The organism is Neisseria sicca 4320 (genome assembly GCF_000193735.1).
GTDB lineage: Bacteria > Pseudomonadota > Gammaproteobacteria > Burkholderiales > Neisseriaceae > Neisseria > Neisseria sicca_E.
Genome location: NZ_AEPF01000122.1, coordinates 1 through 11,448 on the forward strand (window position 1 = coordinate 1; position 11,448 = coordinate 11,448).

The 11,448-nt window shown below is 47.9% G+C and carries 8 protein-coding genes and 1 pseudogene; 7 read left to right on the top strand and 2 right to left on the bottom strand.

Features of this window, described 5'->3' with window-relative positions:
* The 5 genes from NSCA4_RS13155 to nrdD all read left to right on the top strand — a co-directional run.
* Positions 1–530, top strand: a 530-nt coding sequence (locus tag NSCA4_RS13155; protein WP_016688110.1) for a hypothetical protein, incomplete at its 5' end; no start/stop codon positions are given.
* Between the two features lie 321 nt (positions 531–851).
* Positions 852–1,352: a hypothetical protein gene (locus NSCA4_RS0110665; protein ID WP_141565474.1), complete on the top strand. Its 501-nt coding sequence runs from the start codon at positions 852–854 to the stop codon at positions 1,350–1,352.
* A 1,305-nt stretch (positions 1,353–2,657) separates the two neighbouring features.
* The gene (locus NSCA4_RS16230) at positions 2,658–6,101 is read left to right on the top strand and encodes a putative Ig domain-containing protein (protein ID WP_303660084.1); all 3,444 of its coding nucleotides are present in this window, start codon (positions 2,658–2,660) and stop codon (positions 6,099–6,101) included.
* Positions 6,102–6,540: 439 nt separating this feature from the next.
* Entirely contained in the window at positions 6,541–7,077 is a 537-nt protein-coding gene (gene nrdG / locus NSCA4_RS0110675) for an anaerobic ribonucleoside-triphosphate reductase activating protein (protein ID WP_016688113.1), read from the top strand.
* Positions 7,078–7,111: 34 nt separating this feature from the next.
* Positions 7,112–8,893: an anaerobic ribonucleoside-triphosphate reductase gene (gene nrdD / locus NSCA4_RS0110680; protein ID WP_016688114.1), complete on the top strand. Its 1,782-nt coding sequence runs from the start codon at positions 7,112–7,114 to the stop codon at positions 8,891–8,893.
* A 161-nt stretch (positions 8,894–9,054) separates the two neighbouring features.
* Here nrdD and NSCA4_RS0110685 read toward each other — a convergent pair whose 3' ends face one another.
* Both NSCA4_RS0110685 and NSCA4_RS0110690 read right to left on the bottom strand, forming a co-directional pair.
* A complete protein-coding gene (locus NSCA4_RS0110685) occupies positions 9,055–9,303 on the bottom strand; it encodes an NGK_0946 family protein (RefSeq protein ID WP_016688115.1) in 249 nt (82 codons plus the stop codon).
* A gap of 203 nt (positions 9,304–9,506) precedes the next feature.
* Positions 9,507–10,379: a pirin family protein gene (locus NSCA4_RS0110690; protein WP_016688116.1), complete on the bottom strand. Its 873-nt coding sequence runs from the start codon at positions 10,377–10,379 to the stop codon at positions 9,507–9,509.
* 184 nt (positions 10,380–10,563) lie between these two features.
* Here NSCA4_RS0110690 and NSCA4_RS13160 point away from each other — a divergent pair.
* Positions 10,564–10,761: pseudogene (locus NSCA4_RS13160) on the top strand (winged helix-turn-helix transcriptional regulator); the annotation flags it as partial.
* Positions 10,762–10,886: 125 nt separating this feature from the next.
* Entirely contained in the window at positions 10,887–11,372 is a 486-nt protein-coding gene (locus NSCA4_RS0110700) for a DUF4189 domain-containing protein (RefSeq protein ID WP_036538513.1), read from the top strand.
* Positions 11,373–11,448: the final 76 nt, after the last annotated feature.

The window sequence follows — 11,448 nt, forward strand, 5'->3', positions numbered from 1 at the left end:
CGGATCAGTTTTTTCCAAAAAATGTCCGCTACCAATCGCACAAGCTCCCTTTCGGGTTTTATGCCTCAAACAGGTTCAGTTCTTTTTACCCCTATGACTGCTGCGGCATCAAGGAAAAGTCAGAGTTGTTGAAATCTGATTATCCGTTCAATGGCACACCCGATTTATTGGAACAAAGAGGGTTAGGAAATTATTTTTTGGATTTAAAAATAATTAATTCAAATTTAACAGATAAAATGGAAGTATATTATATGAGATATATCATAAATAATTGTGGATTATATCTTCCTGAAAAATATTCTTCTGTAAAAGGCGATTATACAAAGCATATGACTACAGATTATGGTTTCCATATTAATGAGAATTGGATTCAAGTGGTTACAGAAATTCCTGTTGGCTGTATAAAATGGAGTAATGGAAAACCTGATGACTCTGTAACGCGTTTACTTTTTAAAAGATTGGATTATATTTTCAACTACCAAACCATTTGGAATGATAATGATTTTTACAGTTGTCTCAAAAAACCTTAGACTACACGAGGAAATGCAATAATGTCTCAAACTAAAAAATTTGTTTTGGATTTGTCTGGAAATTATACAAGCGAAGTATTGTCTTATTATTTATGGGGATAGAAAACACCTCCGTCTAAAACGAATATTTTGTCGAATAATTGGAGATGAATATGCAAGCGTTTGTGTATTATTTAATCAGTTTATTTTTTGGAATTATTCCAGGTTTTATTCTTGGAGTTAAAATTTATCGTAGGATTTCGGGAAATAAATCTTAAATGAATAGGAAAGAGCTATGATAGGAATACTTTTTTTATTGCCAATATCACTATATTTGGTTTTTTGGGATTTATTGTTGGGATAGTATTTGAATGGAAAAGCAAAAAATATGAAATCCTACGTTCTGAAAAAAGGCTTTTGTTTTATATTGTCGGTGCGATACTTTGGTTTTTTATAATGTTTGGTGATGAAATAATAGGCATGTATCAGCTAAAAAAATTATGTGAGTCTGAAAGAATCTTTTTAATAAAGGATGTCAGTAAACTAAGTAATAAAAATTTAATTTTAGAATTTGATGGTAAAAATCGTAAGAATGTTAGGTATTCTGCTATACCTATAAAATATAATATATCGAAGTATCTGGATGCTTCAAATCAAAGTGAAATTTTTACATATAAGACATATACGCCATACGGAGGGTGGTTTTCTCGAATGATGGCATCTTTAATCGGCGCAGGGGGATATGTATTGTTTTTTGATAAGAAAGAAGTATGTAAATCATCAGATTATAATATTTTGAAAGAGAAATATAAATTCTCAATTTCAGATGTAATCTATAAATAATTTAAGGATATTTAAATGATTAATTTAAACTTGAAAGACGTTTATGTAAATGCTTTATTGGCGGATGCTGTTTATGTTGATAGCCTATTGAAAATTAATAGTGTTGATGAGCAGGACGGCTTGATACAACGTATGACGAAGTCGCAAGCAAAGTTTATTGTTGATAATTTTGAAGTTATTGCCAGTTTAGAAACTAATGATATCAATGGGAGTGGTTTTGATGCGGTTGTATGGAGAGGAAAGCCAGGCTCTTTTTATGCGGGAAGAATTTTCGTTTCTACTCGTGGGACGGAAGGAATTCAAGACTTTTTGACTGATACTGATTTAGCTGTAAATTCTGCTGCCCGTAAACAGATTGCGAACATGTTTAATTGGTGGAAACAAATAACAACACCTATAGGAAAAATGGCTGAGCAAATTCAGGTGTTTAATCACATTGATAGACCATATACAGGTTATTCAAGAGATCTTGAAACTGCAAAAGCTGTATCAGGTCTTGGTCTGATTGATATTTATCCTAATGGAGAAAAATTATCTGTTACAGTTAACGGACATAGCCTGGGTGGACATTTGGCATCATCATTTGCCCGTCTTTTTGGTAATGAAGTTAATATTGAATCCGTCAATACATTTAACAGTGCAGGATTTATTTCCTCAAGTGAGAGTTTCTTCTCTAAAATTGAAGAAATTCTAACTTTATCTAAAACTAAATTCTATCAAGAGCAAAATAATTATTTTGCATTGCATGGAATTAATCTTACAACTAATGATTGGTGGTTTAATCAGGTTGGAAAACGACAACCTTTATTTAATGAAGAAAGCACGTTCTTCCGTCATGAAAATCACTATATGTACAAAATTACCGATGCTTTGGCATTGGGATATACGCTATCATTGCTCGATAAAAATTTGACATTAGAAAAAATGAATCAACTTTTTAATCTATCTAGCAACAAACCTGAGGCATCATTGGAAAATGTTTTAGATTTTGTCAGGGGTATTATTATTGGTAAGGACATTAAATCTACAACTGTTGGTGATGTTGCGGATGATGCTGATTCTCGAGAAGAGTACCATAAAAACATTGTTGAATTAAGAGGGAGAATTGAGTCCTTGGTAGAAAATGGACAAAAATTTGAATTTCTAAAATTGAATCTGGAAATTGCCAAAACAGATTCTGCCGAAGGTATGGCAATGCGTTATGCTTTGAAAGAATTGAGCCCGTTTGCCTTAGTTGGTTTTGACTATAGTAAGTTCAATGCAGATGGTACATTGGGGCTTTATTCTGCTGTCAATCCAAACGGAATGACTGATCAATATTTAGAAGCGCGTTTCAAAATGGCGGGAGTTTGGGAAAGATTCGCAGCCAAGGATATAGATTATGAGCCTTTGGAATCTAGAGGAGAGGATAATGGACGTTATCTGGATTTGCAAAAAGATATGAAGCTGGAAGTCGCCGATTATATGAATAAAGTTTCTTATAAATTTACTTTATTCGGCAACACTGAAAATAATAATTTAATTGGTGGTTTAAATGAGGATAGATTATTCGGTGGTAAAGGCGATGATGTTTTAGACGGACGCGTAGGTTCAGATTATCTCGAAGGCGGCAGCGGCGACGATACCTACCGTATCAACGGTTTCGACAATGTCTTCGACAGTGACCGCAAGGGGTCAATCGTGTTTTCAGACGACGTCCGCGCGTCCCGTTTTATCCGAAACAGCGAAAGCGACGATACTTGGCTGAGCGTGGGTGCGGACGGCAAGCCTGACAGTTTGATGACGGCGGTGCGTCCTGCGCTATCCCATTCGCTGTTGGTGAAGCACGGTAAGGATATGGCGGTCATCCGCGGTTTCTTTGAAGGCGAAAAATCGGATGTTTCGGCTTTGGGGATCACATTGATGACCAAAGAGAAGCCTGCCATGCCCGATTCGGAGACCGGGGAAGACTCTTTGGTGCGTACCGACGGGGTCGGCACGGCGGACAAGTACAATGTGTTTTATGCGAATGCGCAAGACCGTTGGTTCAATCTGACGGGCGGCAATAAGGACGATGTGCTGTTTGCGGGCGGCGCGGGCAGGCTGACGGTGTCGGCAGGTGCGGGCAACGACCGTGTGTACGGAAGCTACGGCGCGGACGTCATCAACGGCGGCGAGGGCAACGATTTGTTGAACGGAAGCAATTTTGCGGGCAACAAAACCGAGGCGCAGAAGGCGGAAGACCGCGACATCATCATCGGCGGCGCAGGCCGGGATTTGATTTATGGCGGCGTGGGCGACGATGTGATTTATTCGGAGCTGACAGACAGCCACCTGTCGGAAACGGGTTCGTCCGAACGCGGCGACTGGGTTGCTGCGGGCGAGGGCAATGATGAGGTTTTCGGCAGCGCAAACCGCGATTTGATTACGGGCGGCGAAGGCAGCGATACGGTCTTCGGCGGCGCGGGCGACGATGTGATTCTGGGCGACGGCTTTTTGCGCGCCGGCAGCCGCGGACATTATATTTCCACGGGTGGCGGGGACATTTATTTCAATTACGGTACGGTTGCGCCCGTCATGCCTTTGGTGCCGGGCTTGGTCATGCCGCGTCCGGTGCGGATTCCTGCCGGTACGCTGAGCTACGAATATACTTGGCGCGACGGCAAATGGGATCCGAACTATCTGAACAGCGCAGGCCGTACGCACAACGATACGGATGCTTGGGATGTTGTGATTGACGCCGAGACCGGCGATTACGCGCTGACGGCGAAAATTGCGCCTTCGGACAATGTACACCGCGTTGCTGCGGGCGGTGCGGCGGATGTGCTGCATGGCGGCGCGGGTAATGATTTGCTTGTCGGCCAGGACGGCAACGATGTGCTGTACGGCGGTTCGGGCAATGACATTTTGTGGGGCGACGACAACCGCGACGCTGCGGTATCGGGAGACGATTATCTGGACGGCGGAGAGGGCGACGACAGGCTCTACGGCGGCAAGGGACACGATACGCTGGCAGCGGGCGCGGGACGCGACCTGCTCGACGGCGGCGAGGGTTTCGATTCTTATCTCTTTGCGTCCCGCGATTTGCAGAATGCCGATGATGTGAAAACCATACGCGATGCGGGCGGGGAAGGCGCGATCTTTATCGACGGCGTTTCGCTCGACAGTACGGTTTGGACGGCGGATGCCGATAAGCCTGATGTTTGGCATTCGGCGCAAGGTTGGACGCTGGCTTTGATGGGCACAAGCCTGGTTTTGACGGGCGCGACGTTCCAAGGACAGATTGCGATAGAGAATTTCCGCGATGGAATGTTTGGATTGGCGTTGCCTGCGCCCAATGCTGCTCCGCAGGCGGATAAGGCAGTTGAAACTTTGTCGGTATCGGCGGATAAGCTGTTCAGCCACCAACTTGCGGATGATTTGTTCCGCGACGATAAGGGTGTCGTGCGCTATGAATTGACTTTGGCGGACGGCTCGCCCCTGCCCGAAGGTTTGGCGTTTGATTCGGCAAGCCGTACTTTGAGCGGCAAAGTGTCGTCTGAAACGGATAAATTGGTTCTGAAAATCAGTGCGTTCGATGACGAGGGTTTGTCGGCGTCCCAAGATTGGACGTTGGCAATCGGGGCGGAAAACCATGCGCCCGAAGTGCAGGGTCGTCTGAATACGCAATACGCACGCGCGGGACAGGAATGGAAGTTTGCATTGCCGGAGGGATTGTTTGCCGATAAAGACGGTGATGCGCTGACTTACCGCGCGACGCTTGCCGATGGCGGCAGATTGCCTGAAGGCATGGATTTTGACGGTAAACGCGGCGTATTCGGCGGCAGGGTTCTGCAATCGGGCAGCTTTAATTTGAAAATTACGGCAGCCGATACGCAGGGCGCAACGGCAGAAGCCGCTATGCGTTTGGAAGTATTGGGACGTGCGTCGGGACAGGACAGGATTTTGACCGGAACGGACGGTGAAGACGTGCTGCGCGGCGGCTCGGGCAGTGATGTACTGGCAGGCGGTGCGGGCAATGATACGCTGTATGGCGGTATCAACAGCAGCGATGTTTACCTTTTTGCGGCGGGACACGGACACGATACCGTCAGGGATGCGACTTATCAGGGCGGTAAATTTACCGATACGTTGCGCTTCGATGGCGCGGTTTCCGGTTCGGTCAGATTTATCCGCAGCGGCAACGATTTGACCGTCAAGGCATACGGCGAAGACGATTCGGTAACGGTCGCCAATTATTTCCAGTCGGTTGCCAACCGTCATGTACGTTTCGAGTTCGCTGATAAAACCTTGGATGCGGAAGCCATGAAAACAGCGACTATGGAAATATATGGCTCCGATACAGGCGCGACGCTGACGGGCTGGCACGGCAACGATACGATTCATGGCGGCGCGGGCAACGATAAAATTTACGGCGGCTACGGCAAAGACACGATTATCGGCGGGAAAGGCGACGATTATCTGGCAGGCGGTATCAACACTGCGGATACTTACGTTTTCGCGGCGGGACACGGCAAAGATACAGTAGCCGACGGCTCAACCCGCGCAGGCGTGTTTACCGACCGTTTGGTGTTTGAAGGGGGGAAACAGGCAGATGCCGTGTTCGCACGCGCCCAAGACAGCCTGCTTATCCGTGCTTTCGGTGAAGGGGATGAGGTGAAGGTTGAGCATTACTACGCTTCGGCACAATCGCGCGACCTCAGTCTGAGTTTTGCCGATCAGATGGTGAATCCTACACAATTGTACGAACGGGTGCAGCATATTGTCTGATTGAAGGCTTGGGGAATGTGTAAAGGTCGTCTGAAAACCTGGAAACGGGTTTCAGACGACCTTTTCTGTTTTTGAGATTTAGACTGGGGCTCATTCGATAATGGCGGTATTTTGTCTCATAAAGCGCCGTCTTCCGCATTAAAAATGCTCGTAAGATGTTCAATCTTGCTGTGCTTTTTGCCTTGAATCCGGCATTTTCTGTGCCCAAAACCGACTCATTTCAAATTGTCAGTCTGCCTTGAAGCAGGTCTTTGCCATAACGGAGTTTGCTTATCACGACTTATTTTTCGTATTGGAAGCTGGTCTTGATTTGTAATTTCAATATGGGAAATTATTAAAAACTATCATATCGGTTTGTTGCATTGTTAAATAAAAATACCATATCTTGTGTTCTTATGATTTAATTCACACCATATATTGTATTTATGCGTGGCAAGTCATGGCAGCGTTGAAATTCACAATCGAGCAAATCGTATGGCAGGAAGTGCCGGGCGAAGTGTCGCTGGCGTTTCTGTTTTCAGGCTGCCCGCTGCGCTGCAAGGGCTGCCATAGTGCCGATGCGTGGAAAGAGGGTGTCGGCACGGAATTGACCGGGGATTATTTGAGAGGTCGTCTGAAACGCTATCGCGGGCTGATTAGCTGCGTGTTATTTATGGGCGGGGAATGGCAGCCGGAAGCCTTGCAGAAAATTTTGGGCATCGTGACGCAGGCGGGTTTGAAAGCCTGTTTGTACACCGGTCTGGAGCGTAAGGAGCTGGAGGCGGTTTCAGACGGCATCCTGCCTTATCTGACGTATCTGAAAACCGGCCGTTGGCAAATGGAGCTGGGCGGCTTGGACAGCCCGACAACCAATCAGAAGTTTATCGATTTGCGCACGGGCGAGGTATTGAACCGCTTGTTTATCAAAGACAAACCCGCGCCCAAAATCATCCCGATTACGACTCAGCCGCAGGCGGCCGCTTTTCAGACGGCCTGAGGCTTTTTATCCAACCCACACAGGAGGACTTAACATGATTCGGCTGCATCCCGAACAGTTAAACGGCAAACTGCGATTCATGCACGACTACATCAGCGCGCAAAATGCGGCAGACGGCTCGAAAATGGACGCCAACGCCAACGTTACCCAGAAAAATATCGCCACGATGGAAGCGGAAATCATGAAAGACTTTTTCGTGCAGATTAACCGCGCCCAAGTGTCGCGCAAAATCGCCGAAATTTTCGACCAATCCGTTGCCGACGAATACATCCGCCAGATTGAGGCGCACGAGATTTATGTGCACGACGAAACCAGCCTCAAGCCTTATTGTGTGTCGGTTACGCTGTATCCCTTCCTGCTCGACGGGTTAAGCAAACTCGGAGGCGAATCTAAGGCGCCGCAGCATCTGGCTTCGTTTTGCGGCTCGTTTATCAACCTGGTGTTTGCCATCAGCGCGCAGTTTGCCGGCGCGGTGGCGACGGTGGAATTTCTGACCTATTTCGACTACTTCGCCCGCAAAGACTACGGCGATGATTATTTGGAAACCCACGGCAAAGAAATCGCCAACCACATGCAGCAGGTAGTGTACAGCATCAACCAGCCCGCCGCCGCGCGCGGCTATCAGAGCGTATTCTGGAATATTTCTGTTTACGATCAATACTATTTCGATGCGATGTTCGGCGATTTCGTCTTTCCCGATTTCAGCAAACCGATCTGGGCGAGCGTGGCGAAGCTGCAAAACTTCTTCCTCAAATGGTTCAATCAGGAACGCACCAAAGCCGTTTTGACCTTCCCCGTCGTGACCGCTGCGATGCTGACCGACGGAGGCAAATGCAAAGACACCGTGTTCGCCGACGAAATGGCGAAAGAGTTGGCGGAAGGCAATTCCTTCTTTGTCTATCTTTCCGACAATCCCGACTCCTTGGCTTCCTGCTGCCGTCTGCGCAATGCCATCGAAGACCGCACCTTCAGCTACACACTTGGTGCGGGCGGCGTGGCGACCGGTTCCATCAACGTCATCACCATCAACATGAACCGATTGGAACAAGACGGGCGCGACCTTGCCGCCGAAGTGGGTAAAATCCACAAATACCAATACGCCTACCGCAAACTGATGGAAGAATACCAAGCCGCCGGAATGCTGCCCGTTTATGATGCAGGCTTCATTACGTTGGACAAACAGTTCCTCACCATCGGCATCAACGGCATGGCGGAAGCCGCCGAATCGCAAGGCATCAAAGTCGGCTACAATGACGATTACATCAACTTCGTCCAAGGTCGTCTGAAAACCATATTCGAAGCCAACCAAGCCGCCAGCAAACACTACGGCGTGAAGTTCAACACCGAGTTTGTTCCCGCCGAAAACCTCGGCGTGAAAAACGCTAAATGGGACAAGGCCGACGGCTACAAAGTCAGCCGCGAATGCTACAACTCCTATTTCTACGTCGTCGAAGACGAAGAAATCAACGCGCTCGACAAATTCCTGCTGCACGGCAAAGAACTGGTGGACTGGCTCGACGGAGGCTCCGCGCTGCACCTGAACCTCGACGAAGCCCTGCCCGAATCCGGCTACCGCTCACTCTTGGACATCGCCGCGCAAACCGGCTGCAACTACTTCTGCGTGAACGTGCGCATCACCATCTGCAACGAATGCGGCCACATCGACAAACGCACCCTGCACGCCTGTTCCGCCTGCGGTTCGCACGACATCGATTACGGCACCCGCGTCATCGGCTATTTGAAGCGCGTATCCGCCTTCAGTAGCGGTCGTCGTAAAGAACACGCGCTACGGCATTACCACCGCAAGGCGGCTTGATGGTATTCAATAGATAAAGGTCGTCTGAAACTTGGGTTTCAAGTTTCAGACGACCTTTTGGGTTTTGTTTATGACTTTATTCGGGATGAACGAGTTTGAAGCCGAGAATAAGAAAAACGACCGATACGCTGTACCGGTCGTTTTTACGAATACCTGCTAAATTAGAACCAAGCTTTGATCAAAGCGGCAGTACCTGCGATACCGCCGATCAGACCGACCGCACCGGCAGCAGTACCCATAGCACCGTTGATTTGGTCTCGTTTGTTGGCGCGTTTTTCACGTTCCAGTGCCGGCTCTTCAGAAACGTTTGCGCGTTGACGGCGGTGTTGTTCCGGTTCCGCACGGGAGAGTTGGGCAGAGGAGCGGTTACTTCCTGTTTTGAGGGCAGCAGAGTCCTTACCGACAGTCAAATCGCCTACGGAGCTTCTTTAAAATTAACTGTGTAAGTAATTAAGTGTCAATAAGGCTTGCATGCAAAGGCTTGTATCGTTTAGTCGAGTCATATTTCATAGACAAAAAGAAATTGTCGCAGCAATTAAGACAACCTAAAATAAAAATATAATTAAGCCGGAAGGCAGGTAGGCTGCCCATAGCTAAGATTTCTTCGAACCGTTTAATCTATACCGCCGAATTTGCCGCTTTTGAAATCGCTGATGGCTTGACGGATTTCTTCGGTGGTATTCATCACAAACGGACCATAGCCGACGACGGGTTCGTCAATCGGGATGCCGGAGAGTAAAAGGATTTTGACTTCTTCGCTGCCGGCTTCTATATGCACGTTGCTGCCGTTTCGTTCAAAGCAGACCAGCTCTCCTGCGCCCGCCTGCTCTTTGCCGTTTAGGGTAACGTCGCCCCGTAGGACGACCATAGACAGGTTGTGGGTTTCGGGTATTTCCAATACGGCTTTTTTATCGGCATTCAAAATGATGTCCCAAACATTCATTTCGGTGAAGGTGTCGGCTGCGCCTTTTACGCCTTTATATTCTCCTGCAATCAGCCGCAGGCAGCCTGCTTCGTCAGGGAACTCGACGACGGGAATGTCGGCTTTGGCAAGATGCTGATAGCGCGGCGGCGTGTTTTTGTCTTTGGCGGGCAGGTTGACCCAAAGTTGGACTATTTCAAGAAGTCCGCCTTTTTTGCTGAAGTTTTCGGAGTGGAATTCTTCATGGATGATGCCCGAGCCTGCGGTCATCCATTGCACGTCGCCTTCGTAAATGATGCCGCCTCCGCCGCTAGAGTCGCGGTGTGCCACTTCGCCGTGGTAGGCGATGGTAACGGTTTCAAAGCCTTTGTGCGGGTGTTGCCCGACACCGCGCGGGCTGCGGGTTTCGTTGGGGGCAAACTCATGCGGTGCGGCGTAGTCGAGCATCAGGAAGGGATTGGTGCCGCGGTCGTCGCCCATGTGGGAGAACAGGGGTTGGACGAGGAATCCGTCGCCGACCCAGTGTTGGCTGTCGGCACGGTAGATTTGTTTGACGTTGCGCATGATGAGGTTCCTTCTTGTGGGGTCGTCTGAAACCTTTTCAGACGATCTTTGTGTCATGAAATCAATAATGTCGTGGTTGCCATGCTTGTGTTGTATGTATTATATGGGGTACAAACTTATTCACAAGTACGCACAATTTTTATACTGTCATTAAGAGGTCAATGATGGCGGAAACGGAACTGACATGTTGACGTTGCAGCTTCGCGAGTTGGAGAACGACGGCATTGTCCATCGCGAAGTGTATCCGCAGGTTCCGCCGAAGGTGGGGTATTCGTTGACGGCGTTCGGGCAGACATTGATGCCCGTTATCGAGACGATGCACCGCTGGGGCGAGCAATATGCCGCAGAATGTGTGAAACACAGAAAGCAGCTGCAAGATTAAGCAGCTTTCAGACGACTTTTAGTCCGTCCGATCAGGACAAGGTCGTCTGAAAGCGACATATATCATGTTGTTCTTTTGTTTTATAATGACAATAGCCGATATAAATAAGGTAATCAGGGATGAATATGAAAAAAACAGTTATTGCATTGCTTCTTGCCGTATGTGCAGGTACTGCGGGGGCGGCGGATACTTATGGCTACTTGGTCATGTGGCAGAATCCTGCGGATGGCGGCAGTGCCGTACAACTCAAAACAACCAAAGAAAATGCTTCGCAACTGGAAGCAAATGCCGAATTGGAGGCTTTCTGCCGCGCACAAGATACACTTTCGGGCGTGCAGCAGGGGCAGGCGACGGGGTGTAAGTCGGTTATTCCGCTTCACAATACCTGTATCGCGCTCGCTTATCCGAAATCGCAAGGCGGTCTGACGGCGGAAAATGTGGTTGCCATTACTTCTCCGCGTTTTAAAAGCGTCCATCAGACTGCGTTGAACCAATGTATTAAAAAATATGGGACGCAAGGTCGATGTGGTTTGGAAATTGCGTATTGTACGTCCGCTGATTTATATGGCGGTCAGGTCAAGGCGTTCTGGGACCGCTTGAGACCGTTTTAAATCATTGAGTTGATTTTATGGCATAGCCATTTAAGACAAAAAAAGGTCGTCTGAAAATCGGATTCCGTTACTTCGA

What these genes read in the sequence shown, in the direction of transcription:
- nrdG (WP_016688113.1), top strand. Translation starts at nt 6,541, where the DNA reads ATGGCAGCGTTGAAATTCACAATCGAGCAAATCGTATGGCAGGAAGTG.
- NSCA4_RS0110690 (WP_016688116.1), bottom strand. Translation starts at nt 10,379, where the DNA reads ATGCGCAACGTCAAACAAATCTACCGTGCCGACAGCCAACACTGGGTC.
- NSCA4_RS16230 (WP_303660084.1), top strand. Translation starts at nt 2,658, where the DNA reads ATGACTGATCAATATTTAGAAGCGCGTTTCAAAATGGCGGGAGTTTGG.
- nrdD (WP_016688114.1), top strand. Translation starts at nt 7,112, where the DNA reads ATGATTCGGCTGCATCCCGAACAGTTAAACGGCAAACTGCGATTCATG.
- NSCA4_RS0110700 (WP_036538513.1), top strand. Translation starts at nt 10,887, where the DNA reads ATGAAAAAAACAGTTATTGCATTGCTTCTTGCCGTATGTGCAGGTACT.